The sequence below is a fragment of the Caballeronia humi genome, from assembly GCF_001544475.1.
In the GTDB taxonomy this organism is placed as follows: Bacteria; Pseudomonadota; Gammaproteobacteria; order Burkholderiales; family Burkholderiaceae; genus Caballeronia; species Caballeronia humi.
The window spans coordinates 14,334-33,409 of sequence record NZ_FCNW02000018.1; the positions used below are offsets into that span (position 1 = coordinate 14,334).

The 19,076-nt window shown below is 65.0% G+C and carries 18 protein-coding genes; 7 read left to right on the plus strand and 11 right to left on the minus strand.

Going from position 1 to position 19,076, the window contains the following annotated elements:
• Nucleotides 1-78: 78 nt before the first annotated feature.
• From AWB65_RS17535 to AWB65_RS17550, 5 genes are all read left to right on the plus strand, one after another.
• Nucleotides 79-630: a DUF2760 domain-containing protein gene (locus tag AWB65_RS17535; protein WP_087668370.1), complete on the plus strand. Its 552-nt coding sequence runs from the start codon at nt 79-81 to the stop codon at nt 628-630.
• Entirely contained in the window at nt 627-2,465 is a 1,839-nt protein-coding gene (locus AWB65_RS17540) for an Hsp70 family protein (protein WP_087668371.1), read from the plus strand. The genes AWB65_RS17535 and AWB65_RS17540 overlap by 4 nt, the downstream gene beginning before the upstream one ends.
• Before the next feature lie 12 nt (nt 2,466-2,477).
• Nucleotides 2,478-5,270, plus strand: coding sequence for an Hsp70 family protein (locus tag AWB65_RS17545; RefSeq protein ID WP_087668372.1), 2,793 nt, complete (start codon nt 2,478-2,480; stop codon nt 5,268-5,270).
• A gap of 158 nt (nt 5,271-5,428) precedes the next feature.
• Entirely contained in the window at nt 5,429-5,590 is a 162-nt protein-coding gene (locus AWB65_RS36360) for a hypothetical protein (protein ID WP_159907669.1), read from the plus strand.
• A gap of 207 nt (nt 5,591-5,797) precedes the next feature.
• Complete coding sequence (locus AWB65_RS17550) at nt 5,798-7,813, plus strand: ATP-binding response regulator (RefSeq protein ID WP_087668373.1); 2,016 nt, start codon at nt 5,798-5,800, stop codon at nt 7,811-7,813.
• A 12-nt stretch (nt 7,814-7,825) separates the two neighbouring features.
• Here the strand turns inward: AWB65_RS17550 and AWB65_RS17555 are convergent, their stop codons facing one another.
• Nucleotides 7,826-8,536 carry a response regulator gene (locus AWB65_RS17555; RefSeq protein WP_327358309.1) on the minus strand — a complete coding sequence of 237 codons (711 nt, stop codon included), beginning with the start codon at nt 8,534-8,536 and terminating at the stop codon, nt 7,826-7,828.
• 173 nt (nt 8,537-8,709) lie between these two features.
• On the opposite strand from AWB65_RS17555, the gene AWB65_RS17560 reads away from it, so the two are divergent.
• Complete coding sequence (locus AWB65_RS17560) at nt 8,710-9,174, plus strand: response regulator (RefSeq protein ID WP_087668375.1); 465 nt, start codon at nt 8,710-8,712, stop codon at nt 9,172-9,174.
• Nucleotides 9,175-9,261: 87 nt separating this feature from the next.
• On the opposite strand, the gene AWB65_RS17565 is transcribed toward AWB65_RS17560, so the two are convergent.
• The 9 genes from AWB65_RS17565 to AWB65_RS17605 form a co-directional block, all read right to left on the minus strand.
• Complete coding sequence (locus tag AWB65_RS17565) at nt 9,262-10,194, minus strand: aldose epimerase family protein (RefSeq protein WP_087668376.1); 933 nt, start codon at nt 10,192-10,194, stop codon at nt 9,262-9,264.
• A gap of 7 nt (nt 10,195-10,201) precedes the next feature.
• Nucleotides 10,202-11,098, minus strand: a complete 897-nt coding sequence (locus tag AWB65_RS17570) for an ABC transporter permease (protein WP_087668377.1) — start codon at nt 11,096-11,098, stop codon at nt 10,202-10,204.
• Complete coding sequence (locus tag AWB65_RS17575) at nt 11,098-11,967, minus strand: ABC transporter permease (protein ID WP_087668378.1); 870 nt, start codon at nt 11,965-11,967, stop codon at nt 11,098-11,100. The genes AWB65_RS17570 and AWB65_RS17575 overlap by 1 nt, the downstream gene beginning before the upstream one ends.
• The gene (locus tag AWB65_RS17580) at nt 11,964-13,043 is read right to left on the minus strand and encodes an ABC transporter ATP-binding protein (protein WP_087668379.1); all 1,080 of its coding nucleotides are present in this window, start codon (nt 13,041-13,043) and stop codon (nt 11,964-11,966) included. Before AWB65_RS17580 ends, AWB65_RS17575 begins: the two co-directional genes overlap by 4 nt.
• A gap of 82 nt (nt 13,044-13,125) precedes the next feature.
• Entirely contained in the window at nt 13,126-14,256 is a 1,131-nt protein-coding gene (locus AWB65_RS17585) for an ABC transporter substrate-binding protein (protein WP_374729749.1), read from the minus strand.
• Between the two features lie 265 nt (nt 14,257-14,521).
• Entirely contained in the window at nt 14,522-15,451 is a 930-nt protein-coding gene (locus AWB65_RS17590) for a dihydrodipicolinate synthase family protein (RefSeq protein WP_087668381.1), read from the minus strand.
• Nucleotides 15,452-15,542: 91 nt separating this feature from the next.
• Nucleotides 15,543-16,232: a FadR/GntR family transcriptional regulator gene (locus AWB65_RS17595; RefSeq protein WP_087668382.1), complete on the minus strand. Its 690-nt coding sequence runs from the start codon at nt 16,230-16,232 to the stop codon at nt 15,543-15,545.
• Between the two features lie 119 nt (nt 16,233-16,351).
• Nucleotides 16,352-17,173 carry a 3-oxoadipate:acetyl-CoA acetyltransferase gene (locus tag AWB65_RS17600; RefSeq protein ID WP_087668383.1) on the minus strand — a complete coding sequence of 274 codons (822 nt, stop codon included), beginning with the start codon at nt 17,171-17,173 and terminating at the stop codon, nt 16,352-16,354.
• 197 nt (nt 17,174-17,370) lie between these two features.
• Nucleotides 17,371-17,652 carry a DUF3303 domain-containing protein gene (locus AWB65_RS17605; protein ID WP_087654962.1) on the minus strand — a complete coding sequence of 94 codons (282 nt, stop codon included), beginning with the start codon at nt 17,650-17,652 and terminating at the stop codon, nt 17,371-17,373.
• A 268-nt stretch (nt 17,653-17,920) separates the two neighbouring features.
• On the opposite strand from AWB65_RS17605, the gene AWB65_RS17610 reads away from it, so the two are divergent.
• Nucleotides 17,921-18,586 carry a DUF3313 family protein gene (locus AWB65_RS17610; protein ID WP_087668384.1) on the plus strand — a complete coding sequence of 222 codons (666 nt, stop codon included), beginning with the start codon at nt 17,921-17,923 and terminating at the stop codon, nt 18,584-18,586.
• 12 nt (nt 18,587-18,598) lie between these two features.
• Here the strand turns inward: AWB65_RS17610 and AWB65_RS17615 are convergent, their stop codons facing one another.
• Nucleotides 18,599-18,922: a hypothetical protein gene (locus AWB65_RS17615; protein WP_200821739.1), complete on the minus strand. Its 324-nt coding sequence runs from the start codon at nt 18,920-18,922 to the stop codon at nt 18,599-18,601.
• Nucleotides 18,923-19,076 lie beyond the last annotated feature (154 nt).

Consider the following 19,076-nt stretch of genomic DNA (forward strand, 5'->3'; position numbering starts at 1 on the left):
GGCAAACCCGCAATCCACAGTCTGTTCAGCGTCGTCTGAGGATGGGTCGTCCTCGGGCAACGGCCATAGGAGCATGTCATGACCGACTTGAACCCGTCATTTTTCGGCAGGATGTCGATAGCTTTCGGCACGTTTTTCAGCGTGCTCGGCAACGCCGAGTTCGCCGGCCAGGTGAAGCGTCTGCGTGAAGCGCCCGCAGCCGCTCCGGCCCCCGCGCCCTCGAAACCCGTCGCCCCCACACTTAAGGAAGCCACCCCGGAAGCCGCGCTGCAACTGCTCGGCCTGCTCCAGCGCGACGCGCGTTTCATCGATTTCGTCGAGGAAGACATCGCCAACTACACCGACGCCGACATCGGCGCCGCCGCGCGCCTCGTCCACGACGGCTGCCGCACCGTGCTGCGCGAGCATTTCACGATCCGTCCCGTGCGCGACGAAGCCGAAGGCAGCCGCGTCACATTGCCCGACGGTTTCGATGCCACCGCGATCCGCCTGACGGGCAACGTCGTCGGCAAACCGCCGTTCAACGGCAGCATCAGCCATCGCGGCTGGAAAGTCGCCGACGTGCGCCTGCCGAAGCTCGCCGACAGTCACGACGCGAGCGTCGTCGCCCCCGCCGAGGTGGAACTATGAGCGATCCGCGCTATTCGATCGGCGTCGATCTGGGCACGACGCACTGCGCCCTCTCCTACGTCGACATCACCGCCAGCGACGGCGACAAAACCGTGCAAGGTGTCCTGCCGATCGCGCAGCTCACCGCGCCCGGCGCCGTGGAGCAGCCGGAACTGCTGCCGTCGTTTCTCTATCTGCCGCATCCGAACGAACTCACGCCCGGCGACCTGAACCTGCCGTGGACCGCCGAGCGCACCTTCGCCGTCGGCGAACTGGCGCGCAGCCGTGGCGCCGGCACGCCGATCCGCCTCGTGTCGAGCGCGAAAAGCTGGCTGTGCCATCCCGGCGTCGACCGGCGCGCGGCGATCCTGCCGAACGACGCACCCGAGGAAGTCGAGCGCGTCTCGCCGCTGGAAACATCGGTCCGCTATCTGACGCACCTGCGCGAAGCATGGGACCACGCGCATCCCGACGCGCCTTTCGCCGAGCAGGAGATCACCGTCACGATCCCCGCCTCGTTCGATCCGGCCGCGCGCGAACTGACCGCCGAAGCCGCGCAGGCCGCGGGCTACGCGCGCATGACGCTGCTCGAAGAACCGCAGGCCGCGCTCTATAGCTGGATCCAGAACACCGACAGCGCCTGGCGCAAGCAGGTGCGCGTGGGCGACGTGATCCTCGTGGTCGATGTGGGCGGCGGGACGAGCGACTTTTCGTTGATCGCGGTCGTGGAGCGGGAAGGCAATCTGGAACTGCATCGCGTGGCGGTCGGCGAGCACATCCTGCTCGGCGGCGACAACATGGACCTCGCGCTCGCGCACGTCGTCGCGCGCAAGCTCGCGGCGGCGGGCACGCAGCCCGATCCGTGGCAACTGCGCGCGCTCACCTACGCGTGCCGGTCGGCGAAGGAAACGCTGCTCTCCGATCCGTCGCAGGACACGGTGCCGCTCGTTGTGCCGAGCCGAGGCTCGAAGCTGATCGGCGGCTCGATCCGCACCGAACTCACGCGCGCCGAACTCACGCAGACGATCCTCGATGGCTTCTTCCCTCAAGTCGATGCCAGCGCGCGGCCGGTGAGCCGGGCGCGCGTCGGCCTGACGCAGCTCGGGCTGCCGTACGCGCAGGATGCCGCGGTGACGCGTCATCTCGCGGGTTTCCTCGGCCGGCAGGTCGCGGCGCTCGCCGATCTCGGCCGCAGCGTGCCGGAAAACGCCACCTTCCTGCATCCGACGGCGGTCCTTTTCAACGGCGGCGTATTTAAATCGACGCTGCTCGTCGATCGAATTTTGCAGACGCTCAACGGCTGGCTCGCCGCCGAAGGCGCGCCCGCCGCGCGGCTGCTCGAAGGCGCGGACCTCGATCTCGCGGTCGCGCGCGGCGCCGCTTACTACGGCTACGTGCGGCGCGGCAAGGGCGTGCGGATTCGCGGCGGCACGGCGCGCGCGTACTACGTCGCGGTCGAGTCGGCGATGCCCGCCGTGCCGGGGCTGGAACCACCCGTTACGGCGCTGTGCGTCGCGCCGTTCGGCATGGAGGAAGGCACCGACGCCGAGTTGCCCGCGCAGGAATTCGGGCTCGTCGTCGGGGAGCCGGTGCATTTCCGCTTCTTCGGATCGTCGGTGCGGCGTCAGGATCAGGTCGGCACGATGCTCGACTACTGGCAACCCGACGAACTCCAGGAACTCGACGAAATCGAAGCCACCCTGCCCACCGAAGGCCGCACGCCCGGCGAAGTCGTGCCCGTGAAGCTGCACGCGCGCGTGACGGAAGCGGGCACGCTCGAACTCGAAGCCGTGCCGCGCGGCAGCAGCGAGCGCTGGAAGGTCGAATTCGACGTGCGCGGCGGCGTGAGTGAATAGGCGTCGCGCCAGATGAAGCGCTACACCGTCGGCATCGACCTCGGCACGAGCAACACGGTCGTGGCGTACGGGGAGGCGGGGTCGGAGGACATCCGCGTCTTCGATGTCCATCAACTGGTCGGGCTCGGCGAGGTCGCCGCGCGGCCACTTCTGCCGTCGCTGCGCTATCACGCGGCGGCGGGCGAGCTCGATCCCGGCGATTTGCACCTGCCGTGGCAAGCCGCCGGTCACAAGGACGCGCAGCCGGTCGTGATCGGCCGGCTCGCACGCACGCTCGGCGCGCAGGTGCCGGGGCGGCTCGTCGCGAGCGCGAAGAGCTGGCTGTCGCACGGATCAGTGGATCGCACCGCGCCGATCCTGCCGTGGGGCGCGGCCGACGACGTCGCCAGGATTTCACCCGTGGCGGCGTGCGCGAGCTACCTCGCGCACGTGCGCGCGGCGTGGAACCATCGCTTTCCGGACGCGCCGCTCGAAGCGCAGGACGTCGTGCTGACCGTCCCCGCCTCCTTCGACGAAGGCGCGCGCGCCCTGACGCTCGAAGCCGCGCGGCTCGCCAAGCTGCCGGCGCTGCGGCTGCTGGAAGAACCGCAAGCCGCCTTCTACGACTGGCTGTTCCACCATCGCGCGAGCCTCGACACGGCGCTTGACGCGACGCGGCTCGTGCTGATCTGCGACGTCGGCGGCGGCACGACCGACCTCACGCTAATCAAAGTAGAGATGCAGGACGGCGAGCCGCAACTGACGCGCATCGGTGTCGGCAATCATCTGATGCTCGGCGGCGACAACATGGATCTCGCGCTGGCGCATCTCGCCGAAGGACGGATCGCGCCGGCCAGTTCCACCACGACGCGGCTCTCGGCCGGGCAGCTATCGCAGCTCGTTGAGCGCAGCCGCGCCGCGAAGGAGCAACTGCTCGGCGACGACGCGCCCGAGTCCACATCGATCACGCTGCTCGGCGCGGGCTCGAAGCTTGTCGGTGGGTCGCGTTCGGCGCAGGTGACGCGCGAGGAGATCGAAAAGATCATCGTCGACGGGTTCTTTCCGGCGGTGTCGTCGGAGGAGCGGCCGGTGCGGGCGCGCGGCGGGATCGTCGAGTTCGGGCTGCCGTACGCGAGCGATCCCGCGATCACCCGGCACATCGCCGCTTTTCTCGCACAGCACGCGGCGCAGTCGCGGCAAGCGCTCGCAATCGCCGATCCCGACGGCAGCGCGCACTTGCCCGTGCCGGATACGTTGCTTCTGAACGGCGGCGTCTTCCGCGCGGGGAAGCTCACCGAACGCCTCGCCGACACGCTGGGCGCCTGGCGCGGCGAGCCGCTCAACCTGCTGCACAACGCGAATCCGGACGTGGCGGTGGCGCGCGGCGCGGTCGCGTATGCGCTTGCGCGCGCGGGACATGCGCCGCGCATCGGCGGCGGATCGCCGCGCAGCCTGTTCCTCGTGCTCGACGAGGAAGGCGAGACCCAGACCGGGCGCGGCGTCTGCATTCTGCCGCGCGGCACGGAGGAAGGCCAGCCCATCGAGCTGAAGGATCGCACTTTCGCGCTGAAGCTCGGAGCGCCGGTGCGCTTCCATTTAGTATCGTCGGTGGCGGATGCCGCGTACCGCGCAGGCGATATCGCCGATCTCTCGGCATCGGCGGGCGACTTCGTGCGCCTGCCGCCGATCGCGACCGTGGTCGATCCGAAGGGCGCGGGCGGCGCGAGCGAAACCGCCGTCCATCTGACGACGACGCTCACCGAAGTCGGCACGCTCGACGTCCACTGCATCGCCGCCGACGATCCGAAACGTCGCTGGCGGCTCGAATTCCAGTTGCGACGCGAGCAGGCGCAAAGCGATATCGACGCCTCAAAGTCACATCCCGCGCTGCCGAAGGCGATCGAGCAGGTCGAGCGCACGTTCGGCGCCAAGTCGCACGACGTCGGGCCGAAAGAGGTCAAGCGACTGCGCGCGCAACTCGAGCAGCTTCTCGGCCCGCGCGAAAGCTGGGACATCGTGCTCTTGCGCGAACTGTTCGGCACCTTCATCGACCGCGCGCGGCGGCGCCGGCGCTCGGCGGACCACGAGCGGCTGTGGCTCAATTTCGCGGGCTATTGCGTGCGGCCGGGCTTCGGCTACGCGCTCGACGAATGGCGCGTCGAGCAACTGTGGCCGTTCTACGCGCAGGGTATCCAGTACGTCAACGAGAGTCAGATCTGGTCCGAGTGGTGGACGCTCTGGCGGCGCGCAGCGGGCGGCCTTCCCGAGGAAGCGCAAGTCTTCCTCCTCGACGACATGGCGTTTCATCTCCAGCCGCCCGGGACGTCGCGCTACAACCGCCCGTCGGGGACCATGAAAGTCGGCTACGACGACATGGTGCGACTCGCGGCGTCACTCGAACGCGTGCCTGTCGAGCGCAAGACCGAGGTCGGGCAATGGCTGCTGACGCGGCTCAAGAAGCCTTCGGAGAATCCGCAGGGCTGGTGGGCCGTCGGCCGGATCGGCGCGCGCCAGCCGTTTTACGGCAGCGCGCACGGCGTCGTACCTCCTGAAGTCGCGGTCGAATGGCTGGCGGCGATCCTCGCGCTCGACTGGAAGAAGGTCGAGCCGGCCGCGTTCGCCGCGGTTCAGATCGCGCGCATGACGGGCGACCGCTCGCGCGACCTCCCCGCCGACACGCGCGCCGAGGTCGTGCGGCGGTTGACGGCGGCGAACGCATCGCGGACGTGGATCGACATGGTGAGCGAGACCGTCGAACTCGATCGCGCCGACGAGGGACGCGTGTTTGGCGAGTCGCTGCCGGTTGGACTAAAGCTGATCGGCTGAGCCGTCTTGATGCCGTGGCGCTCGAAATGCTTCGCTCTCTGAAGAAAATCGCCTCACGTGTCGCGCCGATGCATCACGAAAGGCTTGATGCGCTTGATTCCCGGGCATGTGGCGCCTATTTTTAAAATGTGTCAATTCGACACGTGAAGGAGGTCAACATGCCATCCCCAAGGAAAGCCCCGCCGAGCAATCCGGCCGAAAACGAAATGTCGAGCCGCAAGAAAAGCGCGACCGGCCCGAAGCAATCGGCTGTCAAGGCACAAGGCGCGAAGGAAACGCAGGTCGCCAAGCGCACCACCAAGGCCAAGCCAAAGAGTTGAACGGCCCAAGCCCTCGTCCGTGGGCCGAGGGCGAGCCTCTCTTTAGCGGCCTTTCTCTTCATTCAGCGCGACGCATTACCCTTCCATTTCCCTCGACGCCAATACCCGCCATTCCCAGCGTTCTAAATTTCGTCCGAAAAACGCGCTTGTCGCGTGTGAGATGTCGCCTACAGTAGTTAACCTCCTTCCTGTATAAGCGAGCGTGAAATGCATGTCCCGAACCGGATTGGCGGCATTCAAAGGTCTTGGTCGTATTCCGCTGCCGCGCGTGAAGCGGGCGCGAGTCTGATCAAGAACCTGTCGATCCCCCGGCCATTCGCGGACCCCGCCCTCGAAGCGCAGTTTCTCGAAGACCATAGCCAGCGGTTCTGCGCGTTCCGGCGCGCTTCCGCCTTGCTGGCGCTGGTGTTGTGGACGTCCTTTCTTACCTGGGACCTGACGGTCGCGCGGCGCACGCCGATTCTCAAGGATGCGTTCACGGACCTGCTTGTGCTCCGGCTGCTCGGCATCCTGCTCTTGATGTGCGTCGGCGTCATGGTGCTGCGGCCGTCGTTTCGCTCGCACGTGACGTCGTCGAGAGTGATTTTTATCGGTATTTATGGACTTATTTTCCTTATGCTTTGCATGGTGGCCGTCACGCCGGCGCCATTCAATTATTCACAGCAGTTTCCCGGCCTTTATCTCGCGCTTTTCTTCCAGTTTTCATTCTTTTATTTGCGCTCGAAATCGGTATTGGCCGTTGCGATATTGACGCTCGCCGCGATGATTTTTCTTCAAGCCGCATTCAACGTGCTGCACCCCGCCGATTTCGGCGCGGGCATGTTCTTTCTGATCAACATGGTAGTGGTCGGTCACGGCGTCTGCGTGCACGCCGAACGCGTCTCGCGCGAGCGTTACGCGGCGGAACGCGAACTCGCCTCGCTCAACCGCGACTTGTCGACGGCGAACGTCGAGTTGGGCCGGAAGAACACGGAACTGGAGATTTCGAAGAAGGACCAGGAAATCAAGACGAACGCGCTGCTCGCGCTCAAGGAGCAGCAGATGCGCGCCGCCGAGGCCGCGAGCAAGGAGAAATCGAATTTTCTCGCGGCAGCGACCCACGATTTGCGCCAGCCGATGCACGCGCTCAACCTGTTCCTGCAGGCGTCGTCGGAGGCGATCCGGCGCGGCGAATTCAGGGAAGCGGGACGGCTGATCGACGAATGCGGGCGCTCGTCGGTGATCCTCGCGCGTCTTTTGAACGCGGTGCTCGACCTTTCGCGGCTGGAATCGGGCCGCGTCGTGCCGCGCTATCACGTGTTCGATCTGCGGCTCATCATCGAGGAAGCCGCCGAGCAGCTCGGTCCATTCGCGAAGAGCCGCGGCGTCGATCTGCGTCTCCGGCTGCCCAAGGAGAGTCTCGTATGCGTGCGCAGCGACGCGCACTGGCTCGGGCGCGCGGTCGCCAACCTGGTTTCCAACGCGATCAAGTACGCCAACACTGGGCAGACCGCGAAGCCTACCGTGATCGTCGGTGTCGTGCGTTCCGCGACGCGCGCGCGCATCGACGTGGTCGATAACGGCATTGGCATCTCGAACGCGCACTGGGAATCGATCTTTCAGCCGTTCTTTCAGGTCGACAACCCCGAGCAGGACCGCGACAAGGGGCTTGGCCTCGGGCTGTCGATCGTCAATGCCGTGATTTCGATGCTCGAAGAGCACCGGCTCGAACTGAAATCGGCCGAAGGACTCGGCTCGCGTTTTTCGGTGGAGATGCCGCTGTGCGGCGCGAGCCCGGAAAAGCCGTCGCCGCGCCTGCCCGCCAAAACCGACGCGGACGAGGCTCTGCAACTCGACGGCCTTTATGTGCTGCTGGTGGAGGATGACGGCCTGGTGCGTGCGTCGACCGAGGCGTTGCTGTCGCAATGGGGCGTGCTGTTCGATTCGGCGGCGACGTTCGAGGAGTACGAGGAAATCCTCGATTCGCTGGAGCGCTTCCCCGACCTCATCATCACCGACTTCCGCCTGCGCGACTTCAAGACGGCGCGCGAAGTCGCGATGCTCGGCACGCAGAAGCTCGGCCGCCCTTGCCCGACGCTGGTCGTCACGGGCGAGCCGCAGGCGACGATCGTCCCGCTCGCCTGCACGCACGACGTGCTCAGCAAGCCCGTCAGCCCCGCGGACTTGCGTCAGGAGATTCTGTCGCTGGTATCGGGCAAGTGTCCGGACGAAGTCGCCGCCTGATCGCCCAGAGCGTCACGACGTGGACGGATGGCTCACCGGCATCTCGATCCCGCGTCGCGCCATCTCGACGATCAGGAACGTCCGGCGCGTTACGTGAAAACGCGCGAGCAGGTCGCTCGAATATTCCTTCGCCGTGTTCTCGCTGATGTTCATCTTCCGCGCGATCGCCTTGTTCGACAGCCCCTGCAGCAGATAGCGCAGGGTCTCGGTCAGACGCGGCGGCAAGTCGAGCGATTCGACCGTCGGGCTCGAATGCGTCGCGACCGGCTTCGGGCTGTGGCCGCCCTTGCCGAGCACCGTGTTGGGCAGATACACGCGACCGCTCAGGATCGTACGCAGCGCTTCACGAAAAACACCCGCGCCTTGTTCGCTGCCCTTGGAGATGAATCCGCACGCGCCGTTCTTGATGCAATCGAGCACGGTGTCGCGGTCATCCTGCGCGGAGAGCATGATGGTCTGCACCTCGCGCTCTTCCTCGCGGATCCAGTTGAGCAGGTCCATACCGGTCGAATTCCCTCGCAAGTGATAGTCGAGGAACATCAGATCGTACGAACCCGCGGATAGCTTGGCCTTCGCCTGCTCGAAACCGTCCGCTTCGTCGATTTCCAGCAACGGCTCGTTCGCGAGAATCAGCGTTTTCATTGCGCTGCGCGTGAGCCCTTCGTCCTCTACCAGCAATACTGTTTTGAAGTATCCGTTTTCCATTGCAGTCCCCGAGAACATACGCCGATAGTACGCGCGTGCGAACGCCCCGCCACCCCTCTTTCGCGGGGATCAATCGATCGACTAACCCTCCCAATAATTCGCCGCCACCCTGCGCGGTGCGGGTAGTGCGTTAAGCACGGCCGGTCGAAAATGGCTCATCCGATCCACTGCATTGCATAGCGGAGAAGCACATGGCCAGCCGATCACCTGTCGATCAGGAGAAACAGTTTGCGTTGTGGAGCATCAAGCGGGCAAGGACGCAGGACTCGTCGCGCCGCGTGCTCGTGGCGCACAAGGACAAATCGATCGCGGAATCGCTTGCCGTGATGCTGCGGCTGAAAGGGCTTCAGGTGATCCATTCGCAGGATCTGAAGTCGGTTCGCAGGCTCGTCGAAACGTGGAAGCCGCAGGCGCTCATCCTCGATACGAGCCTCGACAGCGAGTCGGGCTATATCTTCGTCCGCACGCTGCGCATGGACGCGGACCTCACCGGACGGCTGCTCGTCGCCATGAGCAATGTCTGGCCCGCCGATCCGATCCAAACGCTCAAGGATGCCGGCTTCGACGCGCACTGCCGCCGGCCGTGTTCGACGTGGCGCATCGTCGATCTGGTGGAGGCGTTTTTCGCCGCGCCGGCTACTCCTGGAGGTGCATGATGAACAAGGACACTTGCCTCGTCGCGCGGGGTGCGGTGCCGGCGAAGGCATCGCGTGCGAGCGGTTCGGCCAGAGCAATCGAAGCGGCTAGAAAGCGCCGCCGTCGCGCGCGTCCCGGCGGACGCCGGTTCCCAGCTCGAGCCACGCCTGTGTTTCACTACCTGGCGCGATGATCGATACACCCGTGCCGGCGAAGCCCTTCGATTGCAGGTTGAAGCCGTCGCTCACGTGCGAGACCGGCTCGATGCACAGATACGCGCCGCCAGCCGGACAATGCGCGACGACGTGCGATAGCTCGTCACTCGCGCTCAACGTAAGCCATGCGCCGTTCGCAAAGCGCAGTCGGGCTTGGCGATCCCACCCGCCGAGGTAACGCGTATAACCCTGCGCCTCGCGCTCATGATGCCGCGCGGGCGCATCCGGCGATGGCTCGACCGCGATCTCCGCCTCATGGCGCCAGTCGACGCGGGCGTCGAGATCAGCGGCATCGGCGTTGAAATAGGGGTGAAAGCCGAAGCCCACCGGCATCTCTCGCTCCGATAAATTCCTGATCCGCATGGTCAGCCGTGCGCCGTCGTCGGTCAGCGCGAAGGTTTGCGTGGCTTCGAATGCCCACGGCCAGCCATCGCGTCCCGCTTCATGCGTATAGCGCAGCACGACTTCATCCACGCTTTGCGATTCCACCGTCCACGCCTCGTACTGCCCGAAGCCGTGTAGCGCGTGCGCCGCTCCCGGAAACGTCGACAGCTCGACGCGCGTCCCATCCGGCGCCGTGAAGCGCGCATCGCGCACGCGGTTCGAGAACGGTACGAGCGGATAGCAGCCGCCTTTCGGCCACGCGTCGGCGGGCCAGTTTTCGACCGCGATCGGCACGACCCAGTCGTGGACCGTACCGTCGTCGAGGGTCGTCGAGAAACGCGTGATTCTGCCGCCCGCCGCCGGCGCGAGTTCCATCGAATGCGGTCCGCGCACGAGCGTCAGGCGCGCCGCCGCGTTCAAGCTGACTACCTGCCGGTCCATTCACACCTCATTGCTTTTGCTCCTTCACCCGCGACACGAGTTGTGTCGGGCTGACGAATTGCAGCGCGATCAGCACCCAGACGAGCGTGATCGCCATGTAGATCATCGCCATCGCGTCGATGGATTGCGGCGCTCGCACGCCCGTCGAAAACACCGCGTAGTACAAGGCGACGACGAGCGTCTGCGTCGTCGGCCCGGCGGTGAAAAACGTCAGTTCGAACATGCCGATCGTGCGCACCAGCACGAGCAGCCCCGCCGCCAGCATGCCCGGCACGAGCAGCGGCAGGAGCACGTAGCGGAAATAGCGCGTCGTGTTCGCCCCGAAGATGCGCGCCGCCGATTCCAGGTTCGGATCGATCTGCTCGATGAACGGCGTCATCACGAGGATCACGAACGGCAGCGCCGGCACGAGGTTCGCGAGGATCACGCCCGTCAGCGTGCCCGCGAGATGCACCTTGTACATCACGGTCGCCATCGGGATGCCGTAGGTCACGGGCGGCACCATCAGCGGCAGCAGGAAGACGAGCATCGCGAGACGCTTGCCGGGAAACTGCACGCGGGCGAGCGCGTAGGCGGCCGGCACGCCGAGCACGATCGACAGGATCACCACCGCTCCGACCACCTGAATCGTCACCCACAGCACGCTCGTCAACTGGAAGTCACTCCACGCCTGGCCGTACCAGTGCAGCGTGAAGCCCTGCGGCAGCAGCGTGCCGAACCAGCGCGTCGCGACCGAATTCACCGCGACCGTCGCGATCAGCAGCAGCACGTTGAGCAGGAAAAAACCCATCGTGAACCAGACCAGCGCCTTCCAGAGCCGGTCAGGCAGGCTCGCGCGCTGCTTCATGTTCTTGCCGTTCAATGCAGCAGGGAAAGCCTGCGCCGTGTGGTTGTCGGAAGCCATCAGCCTTTGCCTCCCGTCACCGGTCCGGTATAGAAGAAGCGCCGCGCGTAGAGCATCCCGCCGACCACGATCAGTTGCACGAAGCCCATCAGGATCGCGATGGTCGAGGCGAGCGAATAGTCGTAGCTTTCGAACGCGGCCTCGGCGGCGGCGATCGAAATGACGCGCGTCGGACCGGCCGGCGCACCGAGCAGCACCGCCGACGGAAACACCGAAAACGCCTGCACGAACGAGAGACACGCGGTCATCGTCAGGCCGGGCAGCAGCAGCGGGAAATAGATCTGCCGGAACTGCTGCCACGGACTCGCGCCGAGCGTCGCGGCGGCGCGCGCGAGCGTCGGGTCGATGCCGGTCACGTAGGACAGCGTGAGCAGGAACGCGAACGGAAAGCCCGACACGATCAGCGAGATCAGCACGCCCCAATAGTTATGCGTGAGGCGCACTTCGTCGGTATAGAGATGCAGGCCCTGCAGCGCCTGGGGAAACCAGCCGTTCGGGCCGAAGTACGTGAGCATGCCATCGGCGATCAGCACGGTGCCGAGCGTCACCGGAATCACGAGCAGCGTCGTGACGAACTTCTGATACGGCGACGTGCGCCTGAGCGCGAACGCCACCGGCACCGACACGCCGACGTTGATCACCGTCGCGGGCACGGCGAGCTTGAGCGTGACGATGATCGTCGGCCACATCGACGTGTCGGTGAAGAACGTGATGTAGTTGGCAAGCGCGCCGCCGCCGTTCATCGGCGTGAACGACAGCACGAGACCGTAGGCAAACGGATAGATGAAGAGCGCGACGATGAAAATCAGCGCCGGCGTGACGAGCCAGCCCTTCGGATCGCGCCGGACAGGCAGCGCGGGCGTGCTCATGGCGCTTCCCCGTCGTAGACGAGCGTGCGCGAAGGCGCGACGCGCAGGCTGAGACGCTCGCCCTCGGCGACTTCGCCCGCGAGTCGCGCCCACAGCTTGCCGAACGCTGTGTTCACGCGGATCAGCGAGTCGCGGCCGCCGTATTCGACGGTTTCCGCTTGCGCATCGAACGCGTTTTCCGTGCCGGGCGCGGCGCGTTCCATGTCTTCCGGACGCAAAGCCACGCTCACGTTCTTGCTGTTGAAGCCTTCCATCGGCGTGCCGGTGAGGCGCACCCCGTTCGACGTCACCGCGACGCCCTCGCCCTGCTGCCCTTCCAGCGTGAAGCTCGCGACATTGCGAAAACCCATGAAGCGCGCGACGTGCAGGTTCTTCGGCCGGCCGTACACCTCCTTCGGCGGCGCGACCTGCTGCACGACACCCTCCTTCATCACGACGATGCGATCGGCCATCGAAAGCGCCTCGTCCTGATCGTGCGTCACGTAAATCGTCGCGCGTTCCAGTTGCCCGTGGATGCGGCGGATTTCCGCGCGCATCTCGATCCGCAGCTTGGTGTCGAGATTCGAAAGCGGTTCGTCCATCAGCACGAGCGGCGGCTCGATCACGATCGCGCGCGCGATCGCGACGCGCTGCTGCTGTCCGCCCGAAAGCTGGCCAGGCAGCTTGCCGTCGTGTCCGATCAGTTGCACGAGTTGCAGCGCGGCCTTTGCGCGGCGCAATGCATCGGCTTTCGGCACGCGTTGCATCTTGAGCCCGAAGCCGACGTTCTCCAGCACCGACATATGAGGAAAGAGCGCGTAGTTCTGAAAGACCATGCCGAAGCCGCGCTTTTCCGGCGGCAACACGTCGATGCGCTGTTCGTCGAGCCAGATGCCGCCGCCCGTCAGCGGCTGCAATCCGGCGATGCAGTTGAGCGCCGTCGATTTTCCGCAACCCGACGGCCCGAGCAGCGCGATGAACTCGCCGCGCCGGATGTTCAGGTCGAGCCCGCGCAGCGCCGCGAGCTGCTGACCCTCGGCGTTGGTGAAGCTGCGCGACACCGAATCCAGCCGCAACTGTTCGAAATTGTGCTTCATGAGGTTATTCCCGATGACGCGGCGGCTTCGCTACCTGTGAAGGTGAAAGCGAAAGCCGCCGCGTTTCAATCCACGAATCCGCTTACTTCGTCTTCTGCGCGCCGATTTCACGATCCCACTTCTGGAACGCCGACACCATCGCCGCGGCATTGAGCGGCACGACGTGCGGACGATCCGACAGCAGCTTCGCGTACTCCGGCCGGCCATACTTCTGGATCGTTTCCTGGCTCTTCGCCGGCGCCATCGAGAGCGGCACGTCCTTGACCGCCGGGCCCGGATAGAAATAGCCGTCGTCGTAGGTCAGCGCCTGCTGCGCCGGCTCGAGCATGAAGTTCATCAGCTTGTAGAGCACGTCGAGCTTTTCCTTCGGCACGCCCTTCGGGATCACCATGTAGTGGGCGTCGTTCACCCAGGTCATGTTGTCGAAGGCCTGCACCTTGAACTCCGCCGGCACGATGCCGAGCGCGCGCGGGTTGATGTCCCAGCCCGTCACCGTGACGGTCATGTCACGCGTGCCTTCGCCGAGTTCCTTCATCACCGCCGACGTGCCGCCCGGGTAGTACGGAATGCATTCGTTCAGTTGCTTGAGGAAGGCCCAGGTCTTGTCCCAGCCGTTGATCGGGTCGAGCGGGTCCTTGTCGCCGAGGACGTACGGCAGGCCCATCAGGAAGGTGCGCCCGGGCCCGGAATTCGCGGGGCGGGCATAGATCAGCTTGTTCGGATGCGCCTTGCACCACGCGAGCAGCTGCTCGGGCGTCTTCGGCACTTCGGTGACCTTCGCCGGGTTGTATTCGAGCAGCGGCCCGGCGGGCATGTACGTCACTTCCAGCCCGTAGCCCTGCGCGATGTCCTGCATCTTGCGCGGGCCGGGCGCGTATTTGTCGAGCACGCCGGGGAACGCCGCCGATTGCTCGGGCAGCAGCTTTTCCCACAGGCCCTGCTGGATGCCGGCGGCGAGCGCATCGGTGCCCGTGACGACGAGATCGATGTCCGAGCGGCCCGCCGCCTGCATCGCCTTGATCTTGCCGGGCAACTGCGGCGCGGGCGCGTTGGTGAACGTGATGCTGGACACGAGAGTCGGATTCTTCGCCTTGAAGGCCTCGAAGCCCTTTTGCGTCAACTGCAGGTTCCCCGCGACGTCGACGATGTTGATCGACACCGGGTCCGCCGCCTGCGCGGCCGTCGCGAAGACCGCACTCACCGCGACGCACATCGCCGCCAACCTGACTGACAACCCTGAACGCAACGTCATTTCGTCTCCTCGCTTCTTTCGTTTGGATAGCGGCCGGTCGATTTTTTGCGCCGGCATTCTTTTACTTCTGAAAGCTGGAAAATAGCCAACCGCGCAAGCTGATGTCAAGCAAATACACCTTGTCAAACGGGCCGTCACAGCCACTCGCGAGCGGCGGAAGCGCTTGCGGGATAGCGCTTTCGGCCATTGCTCGGGATATACCCGGAGCGTGTTTCGACCGATTTGTTTAACACCTTTCGCAGCTTGTTTCGAAGGCGAGCAGTTCTTCGACTGCTTTCCCAGTCCGCGCCAGATGTTCAGGCGGCGTCGCGCTCAGGAGGGGCTGGATCGGCCCCATGTGAGCGATGCCCGAAAGCGTCACGGCGTCGTGCAGAACGCGGATCAGGGATATTTCATCTCGGAGGGTTTCGAGCGGCAGAAACGCGTCATAGAGGCGCTGCGCTTCCTCCATGCGGCCCGCCTTCGCGGCGCGCAGCAGCGCCATCACGGCGCGCGGCGCAATGCAGCCGGAGCCGCTCGTCCAGGCGGCGAGGCCGAAGTCGCGCACATGCACGAGCGCGGGCCGCTCGCCCATGCCCGACACCACCCGCGACGGCTTCACGCTTTGCAGCAAGCGGCGCAGATATGGATCGTCGGCGGGATTGGCGCGCGGGATCGCGTACTTCACGGCGAGCAGCGTGCCGTCGTCGACGAGGCGCGCGAGCGTATCGACATCCACGTAGTCTTCGCTTTTCAGATAGAGCGTGAGCGGGATGCCGGCCGCGTCGACGAGGCGCGCCAGGCCCGTCGCGACGCCTTCAGGCGTCGTGAACCCGGCGAGCGGCAGGATCATCGCGGTGCGGTATGAGGTCGCAGCGAGGATGCGCGCCTGGTCGCGCATCTTGCCAAAGTCGGGCCCGATCGCGGGAATCACGCGCGTTTGCGGACCGGCGCTCTCGGCCAGCAGGTCAAGCAACTCGCGATACTCACTGACCGCGACGTGATACAGATTGGCGTTGCCGCCGTAGAGCAAACTGCGCACGCCGCCCGCTTCGATATGCGCGATGAGCTTGCGGTTCTCGTCGGCGTCGAGCGAAGCATCTTCGCGGCGCGCAAGCGGCGGCGCCGCCATCACGCTGTCAGCGAACTCGGCTTCGACGATCGGAGAGACGTTCATGGCACCTCGCGCACAGCGTGTCTGGGTGACGCGAAAGTATCATTCGGCTTTCAATGTTGTCAAACAACTTGATGCCGTGGTTTTCCCTGTACTAAGAACCGAACATGCGATCGAGCGCGTTTTCGAGATGGGCCTTCATCGCTCGCCCGGCGCGCTCCGAATCGTGCGCGCGAATCGCCTCCAGCACTTCGAGATGCTCGGCCTGCACGAGCCGCTGGCGTTCAAGCGTCTTCACGAGCGAGAGATTGCGCGACAGGTTCATGCTGAAGACCACCTGCTCTTCGATGAACGTCATCACGGTGATGAAAAACTGGTTCTTCGACGCCCGCGCAATTGCGATGTGAAACGCGAAATCGTCCTTCGCGCCGATGCCCTGCGTCTCGACGACGCGCTCCAGTTCGTCCCACGCGGCCTGAATCGCGGCGATGTCGCTGTCGTCGGCGTGACGGGCGGCGAGCGCGGCCGCGCCCGCCTCGGTGACGACGCGGAATTCATAGCAACGGCGGATGTCGGACAGCGTTTCGAGCGGCGCAAAACGGCGCACGTCGGGGTCAGGGCGGCGGCCGACGGTCGTGCCCGACCCGCGCCGCGTCACGATGATGCCGTCCGCGCGCAACCGCGCGAGCGCTTCGCGCACGGTCGGACGGGAGGTGGAGAAGCGTTCGGCGAGCGCGTGCTCGGTCAGAAGGCGATCGCCTTCCTTGAACTCGCCTTCGATGATGCTGTTGAGGATGTCGCTGTAGATCCGGTCGGCCAGACCCGATGTTTTGCGCTCGTTCATTGCGGGCTTCACGGTTTGTCAGCGTAAAGCCCGATTGTAAGGCAGATTTTTCGGGTTGTTCTACCGGAGCGGGTTTATCCGGGTGCGCGCGCCGGGCGGTCAGACCCGGCGCTGTGACCTTACATCGAGAGCAGCTGGCGCGCCTCTTTCGCGGTCGCCACCGGACGCCCGTACTCGGCGCACAGCGACGCTACGCGCTCGACCAGTTGCGCGTTGCTTTTCGCGAGCGTGTCCTTGTCCCAGCGCACGTTGTCCTCGAGGCCGGTGCGGCAGTGGCCGCCCATTTCGAGCGTCCAGTGGTTCACTTCGAGCTGATGACGGCCAATGCCCGCCGCCGTCCAGGTCGCGTCGGGCAGATTCTTCTTCAACTGCTCGACTTCGAATTCCAGGATTTCGCGCCGCGCGGGCAGCGCGTTCTTCACGCCCATCACGAACTGCACGTGCACCGGCGATTTCAACAGGCCCTGATTGACCAGATCGACCGTGCTGTAGAGCATCGCCAGATCGAAGATTTCGATCTCGGGCTTCACGTTGTGATCGAGCATCATCTTCGCGAGCGTGCGCACGAAATCGGGCGGATTTTCGTAGACGGTCGTCGGGAAGTTGACAGAGCCGGTTGCGAGCGACGCCATGTCGGGCGCGAGGTCGAGCATTGCGCCGCGCTGTTCGAACGAGCGTCCGCGACCGCCGGTCGAGAACTGGATGATGATGTCGGGACAATGCTTGCGAATACCTTCCTGAAGCTCGGCGAAGCGATGACGGTCGGAACTCGACTTTTCGTCCTCGTCGCGCACGTGCAGGTGAACCAGCGTCGCGCCTGCCTCATACGCTTCGTGCGTGCTTTCGACCTGCTCGGGAATCGTGATGGGCACCGCCGGATTGTCTTTCTTCTTCGGAACCGAACCGGTGATGGCGACGGAGATAATGCAGGGTTGACTCATGCTCTTCGCTCCTTTGCGGCTCGGGCTCCGTCGGGTGAGGGCCATCCTGCCGATAATTTTAACTAACTAGTACGCCCGTAATCTTGAAGCAACGGCCGGGGCGCGACAAGCCCCACAAACCCTAACGTCTCGATGCACTGAGAATGGGGGTCCTCCCCTCCCGCAAAAAAAGCGCCCGCCGCCACCTAACGCTCGATCTATTTCTTCTCGGCAGCGGCGGTCAGCAAGACGCCGAGTTGTTCGTCCGTCAACCCGGGCTTGACGTCGAAACTCATCAGGTCGGCCCATTCGAGCACCCACGCCGCCAGCGGTTCGATCGTCGCGCATTCACAGATCGCGAGCCCTTCCACGCCGCCGACCGCATGCCAGCGTCCGATCACCTTGATGCCGTCGGGTGGCGCTCCACCCGTCCTGCGAAAGCGCTCGCTCGCCGCCTGCTCGGCTGTGGGCAACGCGGTCCATTTGGCAATGAATAGCATGGTCCTGACCTCCGTGGGAAATCGTTGCGGAACCGGCCGCCCGGCCAACCCGTTACCGTGCGCCGAGCTCGACGGCAAACAGCCGCGCGTGCCTCGCGCGACAGTTTGCTGATTCAGTATAGGAGCCGGACCAAGCGGCCGTAGAACGCATCACATCCGAATAAAACGTGCCGGGGAGGAAGTTGTAAGGCTCATGGTCTAGAACACTTCAGCAAGCGGCGCACTCAATAACAATAGGCCATCGAGGCTCACTCACCCCGGAGTCACCATGAACAGACGCTCGAAAACGTCCACGTTTCTGCTTTTCATTGCTACAGCGCTCATCTTTGCATGCGGCGCGGCACGCGCCGACGGACTGATCCCGCCGGATACGCCGCTCGGGCCGGTCGCGCAGATTCCCGGCAGCACCGGCTACATCGCGCCCGATTACGACACCCGCCGCGCCGCCCTGCACAGCGTGTATCTCGCGCCGATCGAAATCTTCCTCGCGCCCGATTCGCCGTACAAGGGCATCGAGCCCACGCAGATGGCCGCGCTCACCGCTGCCTTCACCGACATCCTGCGCGAGAACGTGCTGCAGAACGCAAACGTGGTCGATACACCGCAGCCGGATTCGATGGTCGTCCAGATTGCGCTGACCGACGTGCGCCTGACGAAGCGCTCGTTTCGTCCGCGCGACATCACGCCGGTCGGCATCGTGATCAACGGGGTGAAGCGCGTCGCGGGCGTGAGCAAGGTCTCGCTTCAGACGATGACCGTGCAGGCGTTAGGGGTCAGTCCAGACGGCGAGACGCTGCTCTTCGCGATCAACAATCCGCCGCTGCCCGGCGACGCGGCTCCGGAACCCGTAAGGCTCGACGAAGTGCCCGGCGTGCTCGGCGCGAAGGCCGAGCGGCTGAAGTCGGTCTTTCTCGCGATCAGGGAGCACCACTAGCCGATGTCGATGTCAGTGCATCCCGGCGACCGGCACGACCATCACCGGCTGCGAATACGTGACGACGGGCACGGGCGCGACCGCATAGGCACGCTGCACCGGCACCACGACAGTGACACGCTGCGGCGGAGGAACAGGCACGACCGGCTGGGGAACGACGGGCACGACGTAAGTCGGCGGCGCGGGCACGTAGTAGTAGACGGGCCGCGGCGGCGGCGCATAGACGATGGCGGGCGCCATGTAGGTGACGCGCACGACGGTGGAAGCGGAGGCGCCTTCCGAGCAGATGAGACCGAGGGCTGCGGCAGCGGAGACACTGATCATACGAAAGTTCACTTGGAGACCTCATGCATCGAATGCGGCGTTGTTGCCTTCGCATGAGAAGGCTTTCCGCCGATGGCTCGCATGTCGCGAACCGTTGAGGCGCTCATGGCGCCGACGGTGCAAACGATAGCCAAAGCGCCGCGAAAACCGTAGCGAAAACCTGTGT